We start from the raw sequence: 23,359 nt of genomic DNA, 5'->3' as shown, positions 1-23,359 counted from the left end.
TCAGTTCTCTATCGACAGGATGGGCATGGCCTGGGTGTAGGGCGACGACGGGTTGGAACCCGCCGAGCGCAACCGGAGCCAGAAGAAATCGTGGCTTCCGATGGTCAAGGTGAGGCTGCCGTCGTCGCCGATGCCAGGGAAGATCTGGCCGCCGAAGACGTCACGGAGCCCCCGCCCGGCATACTCGGGGATGCGCAGTGTGGCAGCCACGGGGTGCTGGGAAAGGTTGAAGGCACAAAGGATGGTCTCGGCGTCGGCACCGGCAGGATTGCCGGCCGGCAGCTCCCTCAGGTACGCCAGGACAGCGTCGTGGTCTGCTTCCACATGTTTGAATCCGCCCAGCCCAAAGGCGGGGTGGTTCTTGCGGACGCTGAGGATCTGCCTGGTCCAGCGCAGGAGGGACCCTGAATGTGCGGCCTCCGCTTCCACGTTGGCCATGCCGTAGTTGTAGACCAGCGATTGGATGGGCGGCAGGTACAGCTTTCCGGGATCCGCGTGGGAGAAGCCGGCGTTGCGGTCCGGGTTCCATTGCATGGGTGTGCGGACGGCGTCGCGGTCCTCGAGCCAGATGTTGTCCCCCATGCCGATTTCGTCCCCGTAGTACAGGAACGGGCTGCCAGGAAGCGAGAGCAGCAGTGCGTTGATCAGCTCGATCTCGGCCCGTGAGTTGTCCAGCAGCGGTGCCAGCCGCCGCCGGATGCCAATGTTGGCGCGCATGCGTGGGTCGGGCGCGTACCACCCCAGCATGGCCGCCCGCTCATCGGCGGTGACCATTTCCAGGGTCAATTCGTCGTGGTTGCGGAGGAACGTTCCCCATTGGGCGCCCTCAGGGATATCCGGGGTTTCGCGCATTGTTTGGATGATAGGTGCGGCCTTTTGGTCCCGCAGGGCGTAATACAGGCGGGGCATGATGGGGAAGTGGAAAGCCATGTGGCATTCGGGCTCCTCCGCGGTCCCGAAATACTCCACCACCTCGTTGGGCGGCTGGTTTGCTTCGGCGATGATCACCCGGCCCGGGTAGTTTTCATCCACCATGGCCCGCAGGTCCCGGAGGAACTCATGCGTTGCCGGCAGGTTCTCGCAGTTGGTGCCCTCCTCCTCGTAGAGGTAGGGGATGGCGTCTGCCCGGAAACCATCGATTCCCTGGTCCAGCCAGAACCGGACCACGTCGAAGACGGCGTCGATCACCGCCGGATTCTCGAAGTTCAGGTCCGGCTGGTGGCTGAAAAACCGGTGCCAGAAGAACTGCCGGCGGATGGGATCGAACGTCCAGTTCGATTCCTCCGTGTCCACGAAGATGATGCGGGCGTCCTGGTACTTCTCGTCGGTGTCGCTCCAGACGTAGAAGTCACCGAAGGGCCCGTCCGGGTCCTTGCGGGATTCCTGGAACCAGGGGTGCTGGTCCGAGGTGTGGTTCAGCGGAAGGTCGATGATCACCCGGACGCCGCGGGCGTGGGCCTCTGCCACCAGGCGCTTGAAGTCGCTGATGGTGCCGAACTCGTCCAGGACGGAGTTGTAGTCGGAAATGTCATAACCGCCGTCCCGCAGCGGCGACTGGAAGAACGGGGGCAGCCAAAGGCAGTCAACGCCCAGCCACTGCAGGTAGTCCAGCCGGTCGATGAGTCCGGAGAAGTCCCCGGACCCATCGCCGTTGGCATCCGCAAAGGCCCGCACAAGTACTTCGTAGAACACTGCCTTGCGGTACCACAACGGGTCATGCTGCAGGCCGGGCGCATTTAGCTCGAACGTGCTCTTTGGGGTGAAGTGGCCGGAACTTTGCGGATTGAAATTCACTGATGCATTCTCCTCACGCTGAGGATGTGGGCGGGCTCCACGTGCGGATCCAGGCGCACGTAGTTGTACTCGCCCCATTCCCAGCTTTGGCCGGAGATCAGGTCATCCACATAGAAGCCACCGCCCGGTGTAAGGTCCTGCGGGTCCAGTTCCAGGGCTGCCAGGTCCAGCGCCACGCTGCATTCCTTGGTGACGTGCGGATCCACATTGACCACCACGATGATGGTGTCCTTGGACCCGTCGGGCAGCGTCTTGTGCTTGGAGAAGACCACAGTGGACTCATCCGTGCTCTGGTGGACCGTCAGGTTCTGCAGGTCCAGCAGCGCCGGGTGGTCCCGCCGGATGTGGTTCAGCCGCGTGATGTACGGGGCCAGCGAGCGCCCTGATTCCGCGGCCGCATCCCAGTCGCGGGCCTTGTATTCGAACTTCTCGTTGTCGATGTACTCCTCCGCCCCTGGCCGGGCCACGTGCTCGAACAGTTCGTAGCCCGCGTAGACACCCCAGAGTGGGCTGCCCGTGGAGGCAAGCACCGCCCGGATCCGGAACGCCGCCGGTCCCCCATATTGCAGGTATTCAGTGAGGATGTCGGGGGTGTTGACGAAGAAGTTGGGGCGGAAGAAGGCCGGGGACTCGTGGCTGACTTCGTCGAAGTACGACTCGATTTCCTTCTTGGTGTTCCGCCAGGTGAAGTAGGTGTACGACTGCTGGAAGCCTGCCCTGCCCAGTGCGTGCATCATGGCGGGCCGGGTGAAGGCCTCGGCGAGGAACACCACGCCGGGCTCCGTTTTATTCACTTCGGCAATAAGCCATTCCCAGAACCAGACGGGTTTGGTGTGCGGGTTATCCACGCGGAAAATCTTTACGCCATGGCTGACCCAGAGCAGCACAATCCGCAGAATTTCCTGCGAAAGGCCTTCCGGGTCATTATCGAAATTGAGCGGATATATGTCCTGGTACTTCTTTGGCGGGTTTTCCGCGTAGGCAATGCTGCCGTCCACGCGGGTGGTAAACCATTCCGGGTGGGACTGCACCCAGGGGTGGTCCGGGGCGGCCTGGAGCGCGAGGTCCAGGGCTACTTCCAGGCCCAGCTCGTTGGCACGGGCCACGAAGGCATCGAAGTCCTCGAAGGAACCGAGGTCGGGATGGATGGCGTCGTGGCCGCCCTCCTTGGCTCCGATCGCCCAGGGCGAGCCGGGGTCGTTGGGGCCCGCCACGAGCGTGTTGTTGGGACCCTTGCGGTGCTGCAGTCCGATGGGATGGATAGGCGGCATGTACAGGACGTCGAATCCCATGGCGGCCACGGCGTCGAGCCGTTTTGCCGCGGTCCGGAAGTTCCCTGAGGTCCAGGTGCCGGTGTTGTGGTCCTTGACGGCGCCTTCGGACCGGGGGAAGAACTCGTACCAGGCGCCACGGCCGGCACGGTCCCGCTCCACCAGCAGCGGGTATTTCCGCGACACGGTCACCAGTTCGCGGATGGGCTGGCGGGCAACGATGTCCGCGATTTCCACGCTGAACCCGGCCCCGAGGCGTTCCTCGGTGCCGCGGGACTGGTCCGCGAGGACGTCCGCGGCACGCTGCAGGGCTGCCCGGTCCACGTCGTCCCGAAAGTCCTCCGCGGCGGCTTCGCCAAGCAGCTTGGCACCCTCCGCAAGCATGAGTTCGACGTCGATGCCGGCGTCGATCTTCACTTCAGCGTTGTGGTGCCAGGTGCCGTAGCGGTCGTGCCAGGCTTCGATGACGAAGGACCAGTTTCCGGTTTCCGACGGCGTGAGGATGCCTTCCCAGCGGTCGGTCCCCATTCCGCGTTCCCCGCGGGGCGGCGCAAGCCGGACGCGCTGGCGCTCTGCACCGGACGGGTCCAGGAGCACTGCGCTGACGCCGAGCATGTCATGGCCTTCGCGGAAGGCGGTGGCGCCCACCACGATCCCCTCGCCGGGCAGGGCCTTGGCCGGGAACTTGCCGTCCTCAACGACAGGCTGCACGGCGGTGATGGGAAAACGTCCGAACCGCAGGCCCTCGGTGATTCGGCGCTGGGGCATTTTGGTGGATGCTGCACTGGTTCCTGAGTTAGTCGTCACAGGCTTGACGTTAGCGAGAAATGAGCAGGATTGCTAAGCCTGCTCACTAAATCCGCCGTGCCGCGGCCCAATTTCTTCATGCCCCTGTCATTTACCCAAAAGAAACCGAAAGCTGGTTCCGGCCGCGCATGTTGTCGGTTAGTGTGACGCAGGTGAAGGCAATCCGCAGGTTTACGGTCCGTACAGTCCTCCCCGAGCCCATTCGGCCGCTGGCCAGGCTGGCCAGCAATTTGCGGTGGTCCTGGCACCGCCCTACCCGGGAACTTTTTGCCGGCTTGAACCCGCGCCTCTGGGAGGAAAGTGGGCAGGACCCCATCGGTTTCCTGGGGATGGTCAGCCGGGAGGAGTTCCAGCAGCTCGCCGCGGACCAGTCCGTGGTGGAGCGGGTGCGCGCCGCCGAAAAGGACCTCGACCGGTACCTTGAGGAGCCGCGCTGGTACCAGGGGCTGGGCGCGGATGCACCCGCCTCCATTGCCTACTTCTCCCCCGAGTTCGGCATCACTGAGGTGCTTCCCCAGTATTCGGGTGGCCTGGGCATCCTCGCCGGCGACCACCTCAAGGCAGCCTCGGACCTGGGCGTCCCCCTCATCGGGGTGGGCCTGCTCTACCAGGCCGGCTACTTCAAGCAGTCGCTCTCCCGCGATGCCTGGCAGCAGGAGACCTACCCCGTCCTGGACCCGGACGGCCTCCCCCTCACCCTGCTCCGGGAGCCCTCCCCGGACGGCAACGGCAAGGCCCTGCAGGTCTCCCTCCCCCTGCCCAACGGCCGGCGCCTGCTGGCACACATCTGGCGGGCCGACGTCGGACGCGTGCCCTTGCTCCTCCTGGACTCCAACGTTCCCGGCAACGACGACGCCGCCCGCAGCATCACCGACCGGCTGTACGGCGGCGGCGGCGACCACCGGCTGCAGCAGGAGCTCCTGCTGGGGATGGGCGGGGTCAAGGCCCTGCGCGCCTTCCAGAAACTGACCGGCTGCGCGGCCCCGGAAGTGTTTCACACCAACGAGGGCCACGCCGGGTTCCTCGGAATCGAGCGCATCCAGGAACTGATGTCCGGCGAACAGGCACTGACCTTCGACGAAGCGCTGGCCGCCGGCCGCGCCTCAACCGTGTTCACCACCCACACGCCGGTCCCGGCCGGCATCGACCGGTTCGAAATCAACCAGATCAGCCACTTCTTCCAGGCCGGGCTGGCCCCCGCGGTGCCGGTGGACCGGATCCTGGAACTCGGCCGGGAAAACTACGCGGACGGAAACCCCTCCGTCTTCAACATGGCCGTCATGGGCCTGCGCCTGGCCCAGCGCGCCAACGGCGTCGCCAAGCTCCACGGTGAGGTGTCCCGCGGCATGTTCTCCGCGCTGTGGCCGGGCTTCGACCACTCGGAGGTGCCCATCACCTCGGTGACCAACGGCGTCCACGTGCCCACGTGGGTGGACAGCCGCATCTCCAAGCTGGCCCGCGACCAGTTCGGCAGCGAGGCTGAAGCGCTGGGCAAGTGGGACCTCGCCTACAACGTCAGCGACGCCGATGTCTGGGCCCTGCGCCGGGAAATGCGGGCGGCCCTGGTGGAGGACGTCCGGCGCAGGTTGCGTGCCGCTTGGAAGAAGCGCGGTGCCGCCGACGCTGAGCTGGGCTGGACCGACAACGTCCTGGACCCGGACGTGCTCACCATCGGGTTTGCCCGCCGTGTGCCCACGTACAAGCGGCTCACCCTGATGCTGCGCGAACCTGCCCGGCTGAAGGCACTGCTCCTGCACAAGGAACACCCCATCCAGCTGGTCATCGCCGGCAAGTCCCACCCCGCCGATGACGCCGGCAAGAAGATGATCCAGGACCTGGTGCGTTTCTCGGATGATCCGGAAATCAGGCACCGGATCGCATTCCTGCCCAACTACGACATCGCCATGGCCAGGACCCTGTTCCCCGGCTGCGACGTCTGGCTGAACAATCCGCTGCGGCCTTTGGAAGCCTGCGGCACGTCAGGCATGAAGGCGGCACTGAACGGGTCCCTGAACCTGTCCGTCCTGGATGGCTGGTGGGACGAGATGTACGACGGCGAGAACGGCTGGGCCATCCCCACCGCCAACAACGACGCCTCGCCGGAGGAACGCGACGACATCGAAGCTGCCGCGCTCTACGAGCTGCTGGAAACGCAGGTGGCTCCGCGCTTCTACGGGAGCACGGTCTCTGAGGGCGCCGGGGCTGCGGGGCCGTCGACCACCAGGAGCGAAACGGTGCCCACCCACTGGGTGTCCATGATCAAGCACACCCTGTCCCACCTGGGGCCGCAGGTCTCGGCCGAACGCATGCTCCGGGACTACGTGAACACCCTGTACCGCCCCGCCGCGGATGCAGGCCGCAGCGCCACCGCCAACTCCTACGCCCAGGCCCGGGCGCTGGCGTCCTGGTCGGCGAAGGTCCGCGGCGCGTGGCCGCAGGTGCATGTGGAGCATGTGGACTCCGTGGGCGTTTCCGAGGACCCGCAGATCGGCGACACCCTGCAGGTCAACGCCTACGTGGCCCTGAACGCGCTCACCCCCGACGATGTCTGCGTGGAGGTGGCCTACGGGCGGGCGGAAGAGAATGACACCCTGGCGGACATCACCATGATGGAGATGCAGGTGAAGGAGGACCTGGGCAACGGCCGCCATCTGTTCAGCGGTTCCCTGGTGATTGACCGCTCGGGGCCGTTCGGCTACACCGTACGGGTCCTGCCGCGGCACGAAGCACTGGCATCCAAGGCCGAGCTGGGACTGATCGTCAACGCTTAGCCTCCGGGTCTGATGGGTACGGTTCCTGGCAGGCAGGCCAGGAACCCGACCCAGGAGGACCAATGACCGAACGTACGGTGGCCGATGTAATTGTGGAGCGCCTCACCACGTGGGGTGTGGACCGGGTCTTCGGCTACAGCGGCGACGGCATCAACGGGTTCATGGGCGCCCTGCGCCGCACCGAGGGCCGGGTTGAGTTTGTCCAGGCGCGGCATGAGGAGTCCGCGGCGTTCATGGCCGTGGGCCATGCAAAATACACCGGCGGCGTAGGAGTGGTCACCTCCACCCAAGGCCCCGGCGCCGTCCACCTGCTCAACGGGCTGTACGACGCCAAGCTGGACGGCGTGCCGGTGGTGGCCGTCGTGGGGCAGCAAAGCCGCACCGTGCTGGGTTCTGCCTACATGCAGGAAATCGACCTCATGGCGCTGTTCAAGGACGTTGCTTCCCAGTTCGTGCAGCAGGTCAGCACGGCGGAGCAGGTGCCCATGGTGCTGGACCGGGCCTTCCGGACGGCGAAGGCCACCTCCTCCCCCTGCGTGGTGATCATCCCGCACGACGTTCAGTCCGAGCCGGCGCCGGAGCTTGAACAGCAGCACGGCATCGTGGTCACCGCCCCGTCCTGGAGCGCCGCAGCCAAGACGCCGCGCGAAGAGGACCTTGCAGCCGCGGCCGTCCTGCTCAACTCGGCGGAACGGGTGGCGCTCCTGGTGGGCCAGGGAGCAAGGCACGCGCGCGAGGAAGTAGTGGCGATTGCCGAGAAGCTTGGCGCTGGAATCGCCACCAGCCTGCTGGGCAAGCCCTACGTGGATGAGACCCTGCCCATCGCGGTGGGAACCATGGGACACCTCGGCACCACGGCCAGCGCGCACCTGCTGGGCACCTGCGACGCCCTCCTGATTGTGGGCTCCAACGATCCCTGGACCGAGTTCTATCCGCCGCCCGGTGCGGCCCGTACCGTCCAGATCGACATCGACGAAAAGAAGATCGGCAACCGCTACCCCGTGGAGGTGGGCCTGGCAGGCGACGCCGCTTCAGCCCTTGACGCCCTCAACCAACGGCTGGAACACCGTCCGCGGACCCCGTGGCGCTCCGAGGTGGAGGAAGAAGTCAGCCGTTGGCGCATCCTGGCTGCAGACCGCGCCGCTGTCCCCGCCAGCCCTGTCAACCCGGAACGTGTGGTGCGCGAGCTCAATGGCCGGCTTCCCGAAGACGCCTTGGTGAGTGTCGACGTCGGGAGCTGCGTGTACTGGTACGCCCGCCAACTGACGCTCCCCCAGGGTGTCCCTGCCCACCTCTCCGGGACCCTCGCCAGCATGGGCTGCTCCATCCCGTACGGCATCGCTGCCAAGCTGGCGCACCCTGACCGTCCGTTGCTGGCCCTGGCCGGGGACGGCGCGATGCAGATGCTGGGCGTGGCCGAGCTGGTCACGGTGGCGCACCGCTGGCGCCAGTGGCAGGACCCGCGGTTCGTGGTGTGCGTCTTCAACAACCGGGAGCTGACCGAGGTTACCTGGGAACAGCGCGAGTCGGAGGCGGAGCCGCGGTTTGCGGCGAGCCAGGAATTGCCCGATTTTCCCTTTGCCGGCTACGCCGACCTGCTGGGGCTCAAAGGCATCCGGGTCGAGGATCCGGAGCTTCTTGCAGAGGCGTGGGACCAGGCCTTCGCCGCGGACTGCCCCGTGGTGATCGAGGTGCTGACCGACCCCGAAGTCCCGCTTCTCCCGCCCTTCCCGGCAGGGCGGGAAAAGGCGGAAAGCATGCGGAAGGGCTTGGCGCAGGAGGACGACGGCGGCAGGGCCTCGGCACTGCTGGACACCTATGTTTCGCACGAGGAGCGCCCGCAGGGCTAGTGCTGGCGGCGCGGGGTTAGGGCATCAAGGTCTGATTCAGAGCAGCACTGCCGTGACGGCAAGGTCCTTGCCCGCGTACCGTTCGGCATCCTGCAGGATTTCGCAGATGATGCCGAACGACCGGTCGCTGCGGAACGGGGCGGCCACCTGCCACAGCACCGTGACGGGCGGATTGCCGTTGTCGGTAATGCTGTCGGCGAAGTCGTGGAGCGAGTCGTTCAGGGCATCGAGGTTCACGCCATAGTGTTCGGGAAAGCCCAGGACCTCGCCGAAGGTTTCCAGGACCGCGCGCTTGCTGTCCGCCGGCGGGACCACCACGCTGCGGCGCCCGGCATCGGCAACCTGTTCCTGCAGTTCTTCCAGGGTCCAGGTGTCGCCGGAGAAGATTTTCATGGTTGTGCTAACTGCCTTCCGCTATGTACTTGAACGTTGCGTAGTGGTCCCCCGTGTAATACTTCTCGCCGCCGTTCCCTGCCACGATGCGCCGGGCGCCCCGGTCCCCTTCGCCGGGCGTGGGGACCGTGTATTCGCGGTAGTAGCCCCGGTCCCTGGCTGGCAGGACGCGCTCGAAGTTGCCGAAGACCTGGTCATCCTGGCTGTACGGGTACGGGCCGCCCGCGCGGATCAGCGCCAGCACCCTGCGGCCTTCGACCGGGAGCGAGGACTCCCTGATTTCGGGCAGGCTGGACGGGTTGGCAGCGCGGTGGGGCGCAGACTGCTTCGCCGCCCCGGACGCAGCCGCGCCGCCCGGAGGGGACGCCTGGCTGGAAACCGTTCCCGGCGTCGTACTTTCCGTCTGCCCGCCCAGTAGCCCGGCCCCGCCGAACGCCACCATGGCCAGCACCACCAGGGTGGTGATGAGCAAGGGAACGATGGAGCGGTTGCGCATTCGGGGTACCTGCCGGCTTGTCCTGGTTGTTCTGGGGCTGGGTAGTTTCTGGCTACGTGCGGTAGATGTTGATGGAGTTGGCCTCCGCGAGGTCCGTTTCCCCCGACGGCACCTGTATGCCCTGCCGCTCCTTGTGGCGCGGTGAGGTAGTCAGCCGAAGCTCGAACAGGCTGGGGGCCGGCCTCCCTGTGTTCGGAAGGGTGACCTGCACGTCCGAGGCGCTGCCGTTGACCACCACAAGGCCAGCAAGGTCGCCGCCGTCATCGCCGAGCAGCAGCTGCATGACACGTTGCTGCGGATCATTCCAGCGTTCGGCGGACATGGGCTGCCCGTCCTGGTCGAACCAGTACAGATAGGACTGCTCGTCCCGGACCGGGAAGTCGTGAGGCTGGGCGGCCAGGAACTCTTTGCGCAACCGGATGTACCGCTTGGTGCTGCGCAGCATTTCGTGTGCCTCCGGCGAGAGCGTCCAGTCCAGCCAGGTGATGTGGTTGTCCTGGCAGTAGGCGTTGTTGTTGCCCTGTTGCGTCCTTGCCAGCTCGTCTCCGGCAGTAATCATGGGCACCCCCAGCGAGACCATCAGCGATGCCATCAGGTTGCGCCTGGACTGGGCCCGCTTGGCCAGGATCGCACCGTTCTCGGTAGGGCCCTCCACACCGTGGTTGTAGCTGCGGTTGTCCCCGTGCCCGTCCCTGTTCTCTTCGCCGTTGTCCTCGTTGTGCTTGCGGTCGTAGGACACCAGGTCGTTCATGGTGAAGCCGTCGTGGGCGGTAACAAAGTTGACCGAGGCCAGGCGCGAACGGCCGGAGGCCTGGAAGAGGCCTGCGGAACCGGACAGGGCGTCCGCCAGCTTGGCCATGGTCCCGCCGTGGCCGCCGGAATCGATCGCCGCCCTGTCTGCCAGCCAAAAGGTCCGCACTGCGTCCCGGAAGTGGTCGTTCCAGTCCACCCACCCGGGCGGGAACTGGCCGGTCTGCCAGCCGCCGTAGCCAATGTCCCAGGGTTCGGCGATCAGCTTGACCTCGGACAGGACGGGATCGGCGGCGACGCCGGTGAGGAAGGGGTGCTTGGGGTCGAATTCGTTCGCCGCGTTGCGGCACAGCGTGACAGCCAGGTCGAAGCGGAAGCCGTCGATGTGGAACTCGTCCACCCAGTACCGCATCGAGTCAGTCACCAGCTGGACCACCCGTGGTTCAGCAAAGTTGAGCGAGTTGCCGCAGCCGGTGGTATCGACGAACTTGCCGTGGCCGTCCACCCGGTAGTACGTGTCCTCCCCCAAGCCCTTAAAGCTTAGGACCGGCCCGTCCTCTCCGCCTTCCGCGGTGTGGTTGTAGACGACGTCGAGGATGACCTCCAGCCCGGCGGCGTGCAGCGCCTTGACCATGGCCTTGAACTCGTCCTGGACAGCCTGGGCACCGGCTTCCTGTGCCGCATGGGTGGCGTACCCCGGGTGGGGGGCAAAAAAGGCAGCGGTGTTGTAGCCCCAGTAGTTGCTGAGGCCCAGGTCCTGCAGGTGCGGCTCATCGATGTGGAAGTGGACTGGCAGCAGCTGGACAGACGTGATGCCCAGGCTGGTGAGGTGCTCGACGACGGCAGGATGCGCCAGGCCGGCGTAGGTGCCCCTCAGTTTTTCCGGCACATCCGGGTGCAGCATGCTCTGGCCGCGCACATGGGCTTCATAGACGATGGTGTTGCGCCAGGGAAGACTAAGGCGTTCATCGGTTCCCCAGTCGAACTCGGTGGCGGTGCGGACACTGGTGAGGACGCCGCCGCGCTGGTCGATGCCCCTGCCGTACGGGTCCAGCAGGAGGGGCTGCCTGCCCGAACCGTTCCCGTTGCCCGGGATAAGGGCCGGCGGCAACGGCCGGGTGTCCGATGACGGACGGAAGCCGTAGCGCGAGCCGTAGGGCATGTCCTCAACGATGCCGTGGTGGACGCCTTTTGTGATGTTGGCCAGGGTCTGGATCCGCCACTGGCCGCCCGGAGGGCAGTAGACGATGTCCAGGCTGGAGACGGCCGGCGCGAAGCATGCAACGTTGGCCCGTCCGCCCGTGTGGTGGCGGGTGCCGCCGGAATCCGCGCGCGGAACGCTCACCCCAAGCGGAACAGCCGTGGAGGCGTCCATGGCGGATGTTGTGTCGAAAAGCGGCATGACCATCACCTAAATAGTAGCGGTCAGCAGCACTTGACCAGCCCGGACGCCCCTGCGGCGCCGGCAACCTGCCCGGGATCAAGTCCCGGAGAAACTATCCCGCCGAAACTATCCCGCGGCGCGCTGGCGTGAGACCTCGTACAGCGAGATGCCCACGGCCATCGAGGCGTTGAGCGACTCCATGGCGGAATCGATGGGGATGGAGACAATCTGGTCGCAGTTTTCCCGGACCAGGCGGCTCAGGCCCTTTCCTTCCGAGCCCACCACGATGCACACCGGTTCGGTGGCCAGGGTGAGGTCCGGCAGCGAAACGTCGCCGTCGCCGTCGAGCCCCAGCACGAAGATGCCCATGTTCTTGAACTGCTTCAGGGCGTTGTTCAGGTTGGAGGCGCGGGCCACGGGCACGCGGACTGCGGCGCCGGCGCTGGTCTTCCATGCGGCGGCGGTTACGCCCACGGAGCGGCGCTCGGGCACGATGACGCCGTGGCCGCTGAACGCGGAGACGGATCGGATGATGGCGCCCAGGTTCCGGGGGTCAGTGATGCCGTCCAGGGCGACGAAGAGCGGGGCGTTGGCAACGTGCCCCTTCTTCCACTTCTCCACGGTTTCTTCGGCCAGTTCGTAAGCGTCCTGGTACTCGTAGGGCGGGATCTGCAGCACCAGGCCCTGGTGGACGGCGTCATCCGTCATCCGGTCCAGCTCGGGCTTGCCGGTCTCCATCAGCGGGATGCCGCGTTCGGCGGCAAGCTTCAGGGATTCCTTGACGCGGTCGTCCATCTCGATGCGGATGGCCACGTGCAGTGCCTTGGCGGGGATGCCGGCGCGGAGGGCTTCAACCACCGAGTTGCGTCCGGTGACCACTTCCTCGGTGGCGCGTCCCTTGGGGCCGGATTTGGCGGCGCCGGCGCTGCGGGCACCGGTACCGCGCTTCGCGGCGGACCGTTCGGCGAGCTGCCGTGCCTTGTGGGCCTTGTGGTAGACGCGGTCCTCGGCCTTGGGCGTGGGGCCCTTGCCTTCGAGGGCCTTGCGGCCGTGGCCCCCGGTTCCGACGGTTGGGCCCTTCTTCGCTTTCACCGATCGGCGACCATTGTTGGCCATGATGTTCCACCCTTGATTGTGCTGACTGAGTCTGCATACCAGTCTACTGACCCGAAAAAAATCGGGGCTGGCCGCCGGTGAGTGGGGTTCAACCGGGCTGGGCAGGTTCAGTCGCGCTTGAGGCTCCAGGTGGCGCCATCCGGGCCGTCCTCCACCACCACGCCGGCCTGGTTCAGGGTGTCCCGGATGGCATCGGAAGCCGCCCAGTCCTTTTCGGCGCGGGCAGCTGCGCGCGCTGCCAGTTGGGCTTCCACGAGGACCTCCAGCGCCTCGGCCTCCCGCGTGTTCACGGCTGCGGACCCGGCGACGGCGTTGAGGCCCAGGACGTCCGTCATGAGGACCACCGCGTGCATCGCATCCCGTGCGGCGGCGTCGTCACCTTCCGCCAGGGCAGTGTTGCCGGCCCGGACCGTCTCGTGCAACGCCGCCAGGGCGCGGGGAACGTTGAGGTCGTCGTCCATGGCTTCGCAGAATGCGTCGATTCCGGAGGAGGGGCCGTGGTTGCCATCGGCGATCCCGGCGTCGCCGCCGAACCGTGCCGCGGCCTTGGCCAGGAACCCGTCTATGCGTTCGACGGCGGCCGCGGCCTCCTGCAGCGAGGTGGGCCGGTAATCCAGCACCGAGCGGTAATGCGCCTGGCCAAGGTAGTACCGCACCACGCGTGGCGGGGCCAGCTCCAGCATCTCGGCAGGGCTGATGGTGTTGCCGATGGACTTGGACATCTTCTCGCCCTGGTAGGTCACCATCCCGTTGTGCATCCAGAAGTTGGCAAACGGATGGCCGGCCGCCTGCGACTGCGCCATCTCGTTTTCGTGGTGCGGGAAGCGCAGGTCCAGGCCGCCGCCGTGGATATCGAAAGCAGTGCCGAGGTACTTGGTGACCATAGCGGAGCACTCAAGATGCCAGCCCGGCCGGCCCTTGCCCCAGGGCGAGGCCCAGCTGGCGGTGGCCGGCTCTCCTTCCTTGGAGCCCTTCCACAGCGCAAAGTCGCGGGGGTCCTTCTTGCCGCGGGGATCGGCGTCGGGCGCTGCCTGCATGTCGTCGATGTTCTGCCGGGTCAACGCACCATACCGGCCCCAGGAGCGGACGTCGAAGTAGACGTCACCGGAATCGTCAAGGGCAGGGTAGGCATGGCCGCGGTCGATCAGCTGCTGGATCAGGGCGTGCATCTCGGGGATATGCCCGGTGGCCCGAGGTTCGTAGGTAGGGCGGGAAACGCCGAGGGTGTCGTACGCCTTCAGGAATTCGCGCTCGTAGCGGTACGCCAGCGCCCACCACTCTTCGCGGGGCACCTCCCCCGCTTCCGGGCTGAAGTCCGGCGCGAAGGAAGCCTCAGACTTGGCCAGGATCTTGTCATCGATGTCCGTCACGTTGCGGACGACGGTGACCCGCAGGCCCCGATACTGCAGCCAGCGCGTCAGCTGGTCGAAAGCGATGGCGGAACGGATGTGGCCCACGTGCGGCATGCCCTGGACGGTGGCCCCGCAGTAATAGAGGCTGGCCTTGCCCTCGATGAGGGGGACGAAGTTCCGGACTTCGGCGGAGGCAGTGTCATAGAAGCGCAGGGTCACCGCTCCAGACTAGCCGATGGCTTGGGACTGCTGCGGGTACACCAGGGCGGTGGCTACCGCGGAGATGCCCTCTCCACGTCCGGTGAAGCCCAAGCCGTCGCTGGTGGTTGCCGTGACCCCCACATGCGCGCCCGCCGCTTCGCTGAGGACTCTTTGGGATTCCTCCCGGCGGGGCCCGAACTTGGGCCGGTTAGCCACGAACTGCACCGCAACGTTGCCGATCTCGAAGCCGGCTGCCCGGACAATCCGGGCTGCCTCGGCCAGGAGGGTGGCACCGGAGGCGCCGGCAAACTCGGGCCGGTCCGTGCCGAAGTGCGTGCCAAGGTCCCCGATGCCGGCGGCGGAGAACAGCGCGTCCGCGGCAGCGTGCGCCACGGCATCACCGTCAGAGTGCCCGGCGAGGCCGCGTTCTCCGGGCCAGAGCAGGCCACCCAGCCAGAGCGGGCGTGGGGCGTCGTGGGGGGCGTAGGCATGGACGTCGATTCCCACGCCGGTCCGCGGGAGGACCATGTCGTGGCTCATCCTTCCACCCACCGGGCTCCGAGCGGGCCTTCCAGGAGGCCTTCGGCGAAGATCAGGTCCAGCGGAGTGGTGATTTTGAGGGACTGCGTTGATCCGCGGACCACGTGGACGGAAGTGCCGAGCATTTCAACCAGCATGGCGTCATCGGTGACAGCCGCGGACTGTTCCTCGTCCAAGGACTGTGCCGCCTGGTGGCCCTGCAACAGGGTGTCGATCCTGAAACCCTGGGGCGTCTGGACCGCGCGCAGTTCCTCGCGGCGGGCAGTCCCGGTAACAACCTCGGGGGCGAAAACCGCGCCCTCCCCCGCGGTGGCGGCTACGGTCTTGACCGTGTCCACGACCGGAAGCGCGGGAATGACGGCATCTGCACCGGCGGCCAGCGCGTCGGACACACGGTGGAAAACCGACTCAGGTGTCAGTGCGCGCGCGGCATCGTGCACCAGCACCGCCTCGATCCCCTCCATCAGGGCAGCGATGCCGGCCCGGACGGAGTCAGCCCTGGTGGACCCGCCTTCGACAAGGCTCAGGAGGGGACCGCCGTCGGCGAGTTCTCCGCGGAAGTCGTCGCACAGCTGGCGCAGGCCCTGGTCCCCCGCGGGCAAGGCGACGCACACCTGCGTGGCAACCCCGGACGCGACGATGCCGCGCAGGGAATGCATCAGGATCGGCTCGCCGCCAAGCGGCACGGCCGCCTTGGGCATGCCATAGCCGAGGCGTTGCCCGGAACCTGCGGCCACCAGGATGACGGCTGTGACCAGGCGCGGAGGTGATTCACTCATGCGGACTAGCCTACGACGCCGGCACTTCCGGCGGGTGCGCGGGCACCGCCGGTGCGCCCAAAAAAAGAAGCCCCGGCGGCACTTGCGTGCGCCGGGGCTAAATTCTTAGGAAGCCAGGACCTCGTCGAGAACGCTTGCAGCCTTCTCCTCGTCGGTCTTTTCAGCCAGCGCCAGTTCTGAAATCAGAATCTGGCGGGCCTTGGCCAGCATTCGCTTCTCGCCTGCGGAAAGGCCCCGGTCGTGATCCCGGCGCCACAGGTCGCGAACAACCTCTGCCACCTTGATGACGTCACCGGAAGCAAGCTTCTCCAGGTTTGCCTTGTACCTGCGTGACCAGTTGGTGGGCTCCTCGGTGAACTCGGCGCGGAGCACATCGAACACGTGCTCCAGGCCTTCCTTGCCCACTACGTCCCGGACCCCAACAAGGTCAACGTTCTCTGCTGGAACTTCAATGGTCAGATCACCCTGGGCCACCTTGAGCTTGAGATACATCTTCTCTTCGCCCTTGATGGTGCGCATCTTGATTTCTTCAATCTTCGCAGCACCGTGGTGAGGGTAAACTACTGTCTCGCCGACCTCAAATACCATGTGGACATTTCCCCTTTCCCGCTGACCAGTTTATCACGATTCAGGCATATGACCGGCCGGGGAAAGTGCCTGCAACCGCGAAAATACGCGGAAAAGCGGCCCAATCAACCTCGTCCACCCTCTTGACGAATGCGCAGATTAGTGCATCAAGTGAGCGTTCCCATAGGGGTTGTGACACGGCCGAATCCTCGTTTGACCCTCTTTGCGGATAGGCTATGGCTGAAAAAGACTTCAAATTTCTTGAGGAGTACGTGACGTGCGTTCCACTGCGATGAACCGGGCCCAGCGCGGCAAACTGGCACTGACGGCTGCTGCCCTTGGCGCCAGCCTGCTGACCGCGGGCTGCGGTTACATCACGCCCCAGCAGACCAGCCATCAGTACTCCGCCTCGGACGGCATCCGCGCAGACCTCGGTCCCCTGCAGCTGCGGAACATCCTCATCGTCTCCACGGGCGAAAACGAGCCCGGCCGCCTTATCGGCGCCGTCTACAACTCTTCCTCCAAGGACGTGAAGCTCACGGTCAACGGCGCCAAGGGGTCGCAGACAGAGGTTCCGGTAAAAGCCAACTCCTACACCCTGCTCAACGAGAAGTCTGATCCCGCCATCTTGAGCACCACCGGCGGCAAGCCCGGCTCCCTGGTGGACGTCAAGATCAGCGAAAACGGCACCAACGTCAGCAACACGGTGAAGGTTCCGGTCCTGGACGCCACCCTCCAGGAGTACAAGAACTACGTCCCCACCCCGAGCTCCTCGGCGACGTCTTCCTCTTCAGCCAGCGCAAGCTCGTCAGCCAGCGCCAGCTCCTCCGCCAGCACATCGGCAGGGGCAAGCTCGTCCGCCAGCGCCACTCCGAGCGCAACGGCAACCGCCACCAGCCGCTAAGCGGTCACCGGGCCCGGAGGCCAACAAACACAACAAAAGGGAGGAGCCCACTGGGCTCCTCCCTTTTGTTGTGCCGCTGTCCGTCCCGTTTAGGGTTCGAACTTGTAACCGAGGCCGCGGACAGTCACCAGGTAGCGCGGGGCGGAGGGATCGGGCTCGATCTTGCCGCGGAGCCGCTTCACGTGGACATCCAGGGTCTTGGTGTCGCCCACATAGTCGGAGCCCCACACGCGGTCGATCAACTGGCCCCGGGTCAGAACCCTGCCCGAGTTGCGCAGGAGCATCTCCAGGAGTTCGAATTCCTTCAGCGGAAGCAGGACCTGCTCGCCCCCCACGCTCACCACATGCCGCTCGATATCCATGCGGACAGGTCCGGCCTGGACCGTGGACGAGATCAGCTCTTCCGGCTCACCCTGGCGCCGCAGCACGGCCCTGACCCGGGCCACCAGTTCGCGGGACGAGTACGGCTTGGTCACGTAGTCATCTGCGCCAAGCTCCAGGCCCACTACCTTGTCGATCTCGGAGTCCTTTGCGGTCAGCATAATCACGGGGACGCTGGAGCGCTGTCGCAGCTGGCGGCACACCTCGGTGCCGGAGAGGCCCGGAAGCTGCAGGTCGAGCAGCACCAGGTCGGCGCCGTTGCGGTCGAATTCGGTGATGGCGTCCAGTCCGTTGTCCACCACCTCCACCTCGAACCCTTCTTTACCCAGCAAATAGGACAAGGGATCGCTGAACGATTCCTCATCCTCCACAATCAAAATCCTGCTCAAGCGTTGGCTCCTTGTTCTGTAGCGCCCGGTTCTGGTGCGCCGGCGGCGCGGGGTACTTGGGTCAGAGTTGGTTGCCCGGGTGTCTCCCGCACCTGCGCCGCCAACACTGCCGGCGCTCCCGGAACTGAAGGACCGCCGTCGCCCTCCTGCCCTTCCATTTCGGGCAGCCGGAGGGTAAAGGTGGATCCCTGCCCGGGCTGGGACCACAGCGTCACTTCACCGCCATGGTTGGAGGCCACGTGCTTGACGATGCTCAGGCCCAGGCCTGTACCGCCGGTCTGGCGGGACCGTGCCGCGTCCACCCGGTAGAAGCGCTCGAAGACGCGCTCCTGCTCCTCGGGGCTGAGCCCCTCCCCCTGGTCGGTCACGGAAATCGAGACCAGGCCTTCCCTGGAACGCACGCCGATGCCGACCCGGGTGTTGGGGGGTGAATAGCGGATGGCGTTGTCAATGAGGTTCCGCAGGGCCGTTACCAGGAGGTCCTGGTCGCCGAACACCTTGCCGTTGGTTCGTCCGCCCACCACGATGCTGATGTTCTTGCTCTCCGCGGGAAGCTGTGACCGATCCACGGCCTCGGCAATAACCGAGTTAATGTCCACGGGTCCGCCCTGCTGGATCACGCTGGCGCCCTGCAGGCGGGAAAGTTCGATGATGTCCTGGACCAGGGCGGCCAGCCTGGCCGATTCCTTGTGCATGCGCTTGGCGAAGCGCCGGACGGCTTCCTCGTCATCGGCGGAGGATTCGAGTGCCTCGGCCAGCAGCGAGATGGCGCCCACCGGGGTTTTCAGTTCGTGCGACACGTTGGCGACGAAGTCGTTGCGGATCTCTTCGGTCCGGGTGATCTCAGTGCGGTCATCAGCGAGGAGGAGGATGTATTCCTCGCCCAGCATGGCTGCCCGGACCTGGACGATGATGGTCCCCTGCCCCAGCGGTCCCCGCGGAAGCTCCAGTTGCTTTTCCAGGATGACGCCGTCCCGCCGGACCCCTGCCGTCATGTCCAGGAGTTCCTTGTGGACCACAGTATGCCCTCGGACCAGGCCGTAGGCGTAGGCTGCGGGGCTGGCACGGACCACACCATCCACGTCGTCCAGCACCACAAAGGCACGTCCGACGACGGCAAGCACCTCCGCTGCACCGGCCGGCAGCGCAGGCTCCTCGGGTTCGACGTCCAGCAGCTCACGCTGCTTCTCGCTGACCCGGTAGGCAAGCACGCCGAACGTGCCAAGCGCCAGGCCGATAAGGCCGGCGACCAGACCAATGAGCATAGGATCCACAGCTCCACTTTATGCTCTTGCCTGGAGCCGTCCGCCGTCTTCGGAGCCATCCGGCAAACGGTTCAACTAACGTTCATCTGTGTGGGCATAATCGTTCACCGGACGATGCCAGAGTTGCTGGTTAGAGCGCCCAACGGCGACACGATTCCTGCTGCCCTGGAGCGGCCGGCGGGAGTTCCAAGGAAAGGACGCCTACGTGCGTAAGGTTTTTCAGGAAGAGCTCACCCAGGTCGGTGACCAGCTGGTGGAGATTTCCCGGCTGGTCAGCGAAGCGATGGCCAAGGCCACTACCTCCTTCCAGGTAGCGGACGTGGACCTCGCCCAGGACGTCATCGCAGCGGATGCGCGCATTGACTTCCTGCAGAACAGCCTGGATGAGCGGGCAATCGACATTCTGGCGCTGCAGGGTCCAGTCGCCAGTGACCTGCGCATGATCGTAGGTTCCCTCCGGATGAGCGCCTCCCTCGAGCGCATGGGCGACCTGGCCCGCCACATCGCCCAGCTGGCCCGTCTCCGGTACCCCTCCACGGTTATTCCGGAATCCATGACGGACACGTTCAACCGAATGGCCGAACTGGACCAGGAAATCGCTGACAAGCTGACCGTCCTCCTGGAGAGCCGTGACCTTGAGGTGGCCCGGGACATCCTCAAGGCCAACACCGCCATCAACGATTTGCACTTGAGCGTCTTCAAGGCCATCGCGGCGCCCGATTGGTCAGGCTCCCCCGCCACCACCGTGGACGTGGCCCTGGCCAGCCGTTACTTTGAGCGGTTCGCTGACCACGGAGTTTCCGTTGCCCAGAAGGTGACCTACCTGGTCACGGGCGCCTGGCAGCCGAACGCCACCGAGCACAGCTAAGCCCAGTAGAACGACGACGGCGGCTGGTCACCTGAGGTGACCAGCCGCCGTCGTCGTTTCACCTTTGACGCAGCGCGTTCTTCGGCCGGAGTGCGCCTAAGGGAGGAACGACCGAGCACCCGGCGAAGAACCGCGAAGTCTTACTTTTTGCCCTGGTTGGCGACAGCCAGGATGGCCTGCTCGGCGGCCTCGGGATCGAGGTAGGTGCCGCCGGGCTTGATCGGCTGGAAGTTTTCGTCCAGTTCGTACACCAGCGGGATGCCCGTGGGGATGTTCAGCCCGGCGATGGCCTCATCGCTGATGCCGTCCAGGTGCTTGACCAGTGCGCGCAGCGAGTTGCCGTGCGCGGTGACCAGGACGGTCTTGCCGGCCTTGAGGTCTTCCTTGATGTCCGATTCCCAGTAGGGCAGGAGCCGCACCAGGACGTCTTTCAGGCACTCGGTGCGCGGGAGGGCGTCGCCCAGGTCCGCGTAGCGGGGATCGTGGGCCTGCGAGAACTCGGAGTCATCGGACAGGGGCGGCGGCGGGGTGTCGTAGGAGCGGCGCCATTCCATGAACTGATCTTCACCGAACTCGGCCAGGGTCTGGGCTTTGTCCTTGCCCTGCAGCGCGCCATAGTGGCGTTCGTTCAGGCGCCAGTCGCGCTTGACGGGGATCCAGCCGCGGTCGGCCTTGTCCAGTGCGATGTTGGCCGTGTTGATGGCCCGCTTCAGCAGGGAGGTGTAGAGGATGTCAGGGAGGATGTTGTTCTCCACCAGCAGCTCACCTCCGCGCGCTGCTTCCGCACGGCCCTGGTCGTTCAGGTCAACGTCCACCCAGCCGGTGAACAGGTTCTTGGCGTTCCATTCGCTGTGGCCGTGGCGCAGCAGAATCAGCTTGTAAGTCATGATTTTCATCCTAGCCGAGCAGTGTTGCCGCCCGCCCAGCGTTACAAGGCCGGCCCGCAACCGCGCTCACAAACCTCGGCCGGCGAAGATAGGGTTGTGCGGTGGTTCAAAAGGCTGAACGGGTCAATGCCCCGCAACTTTCCCGCAGGTCCTCCGCCGCCAGGCAGGGGCGGCCGGTGGGCAACGTCACCCGCGGCACCACCAACCCCAACCGGATGCGCCGGCTGGACCGCTGGCTGGCAGGACCGCAGGCGTGGCGGCTGAGGAGGGCACCCGAGCCGCTCGTGGTGGACCTGGGCTATGGCGCAACGCCGGCCACCGCCCTCGAACTTCATGAAAGGCTGGCCGTGATCCGGCCCGACGTACGCGTCTGCGGGATCGAGATCGAGCCGGAGCGCGTCCGGGCGGCGCTTCCGCTGCAGCGTCCCGGACTGACGTTCCACGTCGGCGGCTTTGAGCTGCCTGTTTCCGGGCGCCCTGTCCTGGTCCGGGCGTTCAACGTCCTGCGGCAGTACGAGGAAGCTGACGTCCCGGGCATTTGGCGGCTGGTGCAGGAACGACTGGCTCCGGACGGCCTGTTCGTCGACGGCACGTGTGACGAGATTGGGCGCCGCGTGACGTGGGTGGCTCTGGACCGGGACCGCCCCCTGTCCCTCAGCGTCTCGGTCCGTTTTGGGAGCTTCGACCTGCCATCCGACGTGGCCGAGCGGCTGCCCAAAGCCCTGATCCACCGCAATGTCCCCGGTGAACCGGTGCACGCTCTCATGCAGGCAATGGACCGGGCGTGGCTTGAGAGCGCGGCGCTGGCCTCATTTGGTAACCGGCAGCGCTGGGTAGGCATGTGCCGGAGCCTGCGCGCAGCGGGCTGGCCGGTCCAGGACGGGCCGGCCAGGTGGCGGCTGGGTGAGCTGACGGTGGATTGGGAGGCAGTGATGCCCTTACATCATGCGGTCAGCCGTTGAATGGGCCGGCGCCGGTGGGATCACCAGGGGCCGTAGGGGCCCATGTTGCGGCTGCCGCCCCGGCCGGCGTCTTTCACTGCAGGCCGGACGTCGGCCAGGTAGACGGAGGCTGCCACGACAGCGGCCAGCCCGAACAGGCCGAGGGTGCTGAAGATGCCTCCACCGGCGCCCAGCAGCGAGATCAGGCCCACGGCGGTGGCACCGCCGGTGAGGGCAAGCCAGAAGGTTTTGGTCCGCTTTCCGGTAGCTTCGAAGGCGTTGGGCCGGTGGCGGAGGCAGTCCACAAACGCCCACAGCTCAAGCCCCAAGGCCACCAGGCCAAGGATGAAGAACACTGCCTGCTCTACGAGCGCGATGATTATTCGACCGTCCACAAACCCAGCCTAGCCGCCCAGCGTGTCCAGCGCCTGCTTAAGGTCAGCCCAGAGGTCCTCAACGTTTTCCACCCCTACGCTAAGGCGCACCAGGTTCTCAGGCACGCTGGTGGGTTCGGCCAAGTGCCGGCGCCGGCGCTCGATGAGGGATTCCACCCCGCCCAGGGACGTGGCAGGCAGCCAGAGTTCCAGTGCCTGCACGAGTTTGTCAGCGGCGTCGGCGCCGCTGAGTCCTGCGGATGGCGCCACCTGGATACAGATGATGGAGCCGAACCCCTTCATCTGCTCCTTGGCGCGGACGTGCCCGGGGTCGGTGCTGAGGCCGGGGAAGCGGATCGATTCGATGGCGGGGTGCGCCGCAAGGCGTTCCGCCAGGACCATGGATGACTCCTGGGACCGCTCGACGCGCAACGCAAGGGTCCGAAGGCCGCGCAGGGCCAGCCATGCTTCAAAGGGTCCGGCAATAGCACCGTGGATGATCCGGTGGTGGAGGAGCGCGGCGCGGATGTCCGGGTTGGAGGTGACGAGCGCGCCGAGGACAACGTCGGAATGCCCGGCCAGGTACTTGGTCACCGAGTGGAGGACGACGTCGGATCCCAGCGACAGGGGCTGCTGCACCAAGGGGGTGGAGAAAGTGTTGTCCGTAACGACGATTGCGCCGGCGGCATGGGCGGCCTCTGCAACGGCGGACATGTCGGCAATTCCGAGCATGGGGTTGGTGGGGCTTTCGAGCCACAGCATGGCCGCTGCCTTCGCGGACGGTCCCTTAGGGGCCAGTGCTGCTTTAACGGCATCCGTATCGGCAATATCCACGGTCCGGAGCTCGATGAAGCCCTTTTGGGCGAGTTCGGAGGCCATCACCAGCGAGCCGGAGTAGCTGTGGTTGGGCATAACCAGGACTCCCCCTGCGGGGATCAGCGACAACGCAGAACTGACCGCGGCGAGGCCCGATGCGTACAGCAGGCCGGGCAACTCGGATCCTTCCAGCTGGCCCAAGGCCTCCTCGAAGGGGTCCCAGGTGGGGTTGGAATAGCGGCCATACCCCCGGTCACCATCACCAAGGGGGCCCGTGCCGAAATAGGTGGAGGAAAGGGTGATGGGAGGATTGACCGGCTGGTCCCTTTCCCGCGGCGGCCGCCCGGCCGCCACCACCACGGTCTCGGGTGACAGGGACGCGGCTTGGTGCTCGGAAAGACTCATGGTGAAAAGCGTACTGTTCCTGTTTGATCCAACGTCAAAGCAGTGACGTTTTGTGGAT

Annotated in this window: 20 protein-coding genes; 5 read left to right on the top strand and 15 right to left on the bottom strand. The window is 65.8% G+C overall.

Features of this window, described 5'->3' with window-relative positions; translation table 11 throughout:
* Complete coding sequence (treS, locus tag LFT44_RS03480) at positions 1 to 1,794, bottom strand: maltose alpha-D-glucosyltransferase (protein WP_236801115.1); 1,794 nt, start codon at positions 1,792 to 1,794, stop codon at positions 1 to 3.
* The gene (locus LFT44_RS03475) at positions 1,791 to 3,833 is read right to left on the bottom strand and encodes an alpha-1,4-glucan--maltose-1-phosphate maltosyltransferase (RefSeq protein ID WP_236802785.1); all 2,043 of its coding nucleotides are present in this window, start codon (positions 3,831 to 3,833) and stop codon (positions 1,791 to 1,793) included. Before LFT44_RS03475 ends, treS begins: the two co-directional genes overlap by 4 nt.
* 191 nt (positions 3,834 to 4,024) lie before the next feature.
* Here LFT44_RS03475 and glgP point away from each other — a divergent pair, with 191 nt between their 5' ends.
* Both glgP and LFT44_RS03465 read left to right on the top strand, forming a co-directional pair.
* On the top strand, positions 4,025 to 6,643 hold the full coding sequence (gene glgP / locus LFT44_RS03470; RefSeq protein WP_236801114.1) for an alpha-glucan family phosphorylase: 2,619 nt from the start codon (positions 4,025 to 4,027) through the stop codon (positions 6,641 to 6,643).
* 62 nt (positions 6,644 to 6,705) lie between these two features.
* On the top strand, positions 6,706 to 8,493 hold the full coding sequence (locus tag LFT44_RS03465; protein ID WP_236801113.1) for a thiamine pyrophosphate-requiring protein: 1,788 nt from the start codon (positions 6,706 to 6,708) through the stop codon (positions 8,491 to 8,493).
* Positions 8,494 to 8,529: 36 nt separating this feature from the next.
* Here the strand turns inward: LFT44_RS03465 and LFT44_RS03460 are convergent, their stop codons facing one another.
* The 8 genes from LFT44_RS03460 to LFT44_RS03425 form a co-directional block, all read right to left on the bottom strand.
* Positions 8,530 to 8,886, bottom strand: a complete 357-nt coding sequence (locus LFT44_RS03460) for a barstar family protein (protein WP_236801112.1) — start codon at positions 8,884 to 8,886, stop codon at positions 8,530 to 8,532.
* A gap of 7 nt (positions 8,887 to 8,893) precedes the next feature.
* On the bottom strand, positions 8,894 to 9,382 hold the full coding sequence (locus LFT44_RS03455; protein WP_236801110.1) for a ribonuclease domain-containing protein: 489 nt from the start codon (positions 9,380 to 9,382) through the stop codon (positions 8,894 to 8,896).
* A gap of 52 nt (positions 9,383 to 9,434) precedes the next feature.
* Positions 9,435 to 11,540 carry a glycogen debranching protein GlgX gene (gene glgX / locus LFT44_RS03450; protein ID WP_236801108.1) on the bottom strand — a complete coding sequence of 702 codons (2,106 nt, stop codon included), beginning with the start codon at positions 11,538 to 11,540 and terminating at the stop codon, positions 9,435 to 9,437.
* Between the two features lie 102 nt (positions 11,541 to 11,642).
* Entirely contained in the window at positions 11,643 to 12,632 is a 990-nt protein-coding gene (gene rlmB / locus LFT44_RS03445) for a 23S rRNA (guanosine(2251)-2'-O)-methyltransferase RlmB (RefSeq protein WP_236801106.1), read from the bottom strand.
* A 107-nt stretch (positions 12,633 to 12,739) separates the two neighbouring features.
* Complete coding sequence (gene cysS, locus LFT44_RS03440) at positions 12,740 to 14,203, bottom strand: cysteine--tRNA ligase (protein WP_236801104.1); 1,464 nt, start codon at positions 14,201 to 14,203, stop codon at positions 12,740 to 12,742.
* Positions 14,204 to 14,212: 9 nt separating this feature from the next.
* Positions 14,213 to 14,725 carry a 2-C-methyl-D-erythritol 2,4-cyclodiphosphate synthase gene (gene ispF, locus LFT44_RS03435; RefSeq protein ID WP_236801102.1) on the bottom strand — a complete coding sequence of 171 codons (513 nt, stop codon included), beginning with the start codon at positions 14,723 to 14,725 and terminating at the stop codon, positions 14,213 to 14,215.
* On the bottom strand, positions 14,722 to 15,504 hold the full coding sequence (gene ispD / locus LFT44_RS03430; protein WP_236801101.1) for a 2-C-methyl-D-erythritol 4-phosphate cytidylyltransferase: 783 nt from the start codon (positions 15,502 to 15,504) through the stop codon (positions 14,722 to 14,724). The genes ispF and ispD overlap by 4 nt, the downstream gene beginning before the upstream one ends.
* 105 nt (positions 15,505 to 15,609) lie before the next feature.
* The gene (locus tag LFT44_RS03425) at positions 15,610 to 16,092 is read right to left on the bottom strand and encodes a CarD family transcriptional regulator (protein WP_011690592.1); all 483 of its coding nucleotides are present in this window, start codon (positions 16,090 to 16,092) and stop codon (positions 15,610 to 15,612) included.
* A 271-nt stretch (positions 16,093 to 16,363) separates the two neighbouring features.
* On the opposite strand from LFT44_RS03425, the gene LFT44_RS03420 reads away from it, so the two are divergent.
* The gene (locus LFT44_RS03420) at positions 16,364 to 16,975 is read left to right on the top strand and encodes a hypothetical protein (protein ID WP_236802784.1); all 612 of its coding nucleotides are present in this window, start codon (positions 16,364 to 16,366) and stop codon (positions 16,973 to 16,975) included.
* Between the two features lie 89 nt (positions 16,976 to 17,064).
* Here the strand turns inward: LFT44_RS03420 and LFT44_RS03415 are convergent, their stop codons facing one another.
* Positions 17,065 to 17,745: a response regulator transcription factor gene (locus LFT44_RS03415; protein WP_056330255.1), complete on the bottom strand. Its 681-nt coding sequence runs from the start codon at positions 17,743 to 17,745 to the stop codon at positions 17,065 to 17,067.
* Positions 17,742 to 19,010 (bottom strand): sensor histidine kinase, encoded by a 1,269-nt coding sequence (locus LFT44_RS03410; protein ID WP_236802783.1) that lies wholly within the window; start codon positions 19,008 to 19,010, stop codon positions 17,742 to 17,744. Before LFT44_RS03410 ends, LFT44_RS03415 begins: the two co-directional genes overlap by 4 nt.
* Before the next feature lie 205 nt (positions 19,011 to 19,215).
* Between LFT44_RS03410 and phoU the strand changes: the two genes are divergently transcribed.
* The gene (gene phoU, locus LFT44_RS03405) at positions 19,216 to 19,878 is read left to right on the top strand and encodes a phosphate signaling complex protein PhoU (protein ID WP_236801100.1); all 663 of its coding nucleotides are present in this window, start codon (positions 19,216 to 19,218) and stop codon (positions 19,876 to 19,878) included.
* Between the two features lie 140 nt (positions 19,879 to 20,018).
* Here the strand turns inward: phoU and LFT44_RS03400 are convergent, their stop codons facing one another.
* Positions 20,019 to 20,765 carry a phosphoglyceromutase gene (locus LFT44_RS03400; RefSeq protein ID WP_236801099.1) on the bottom strand — a complete coding sequence of 249 codons (747 nt, stop codon included), beginning with the start codon at positions 20,763 to 20,765 and terminating at the stop codon, positions 20,019 to 20,021.
* A gap of 101 nt (positions 20,766 to 20,866) precedes the next feature.
* On the opposite strand from LFT44_RS03400, the gene LFT44_RS03395 reads away from it, so the two are divergent.
* Complete coding sequence (locus LFT44_RS03395; RefSeq protein WP_236801098.1) at positions 20,867 to 21,727, top strand: class I SAM-dependent methyltransferase; 861 nt, start codon at positions 20,867 to 20,869, stop codon at positions 21,725 to 21,727.
* Between the two features lie 20 nt (positions 21,728 to 21,747).
* Here LFT44_RS03395 and LFT44_RS03390 read toward each other — a convergent pair whose 3' ends face one another.
* Positions 21,748 to 22,101, bottom strand: coding sequence for a DUF2516 family protein (locus tag LFT44_RS03390; RefSeq protein WP_236801097.1), 354 nt, complete (start codon positions 22,099 to 22,101; stop codon positions 21,748 to 21,750).
* A gap of 9 nt (positions 22,102 to 22,110) precedes the next feature.
* Entirely contained in the window at positions 22,111 to 23,301 is a 1,191-nt protein-coding gene (locus LFT44_RS03385) for a trans-sulfuration enzyme family protein (RefSeq protein ID WP_236801096.1), read from the bottom strand.
* Positions 23,302 to 23,359 lie beyond the last annotated feature (58 nt).

The sequence above is a fragment of the Arthrobacter sp. FW306-05-C genome (genome assembly GCF_021801725.1).
In the GTDB taxonomy this organism is placed as follows: domain Bacteria; phylum Actinomycetota; class Actinomycetes; order Actinomycetales; family Micrococcaceae; genus Arthrobacter.
This window is presented reverse-complemented; position numbering and strand designations above follow the sequence as displayed.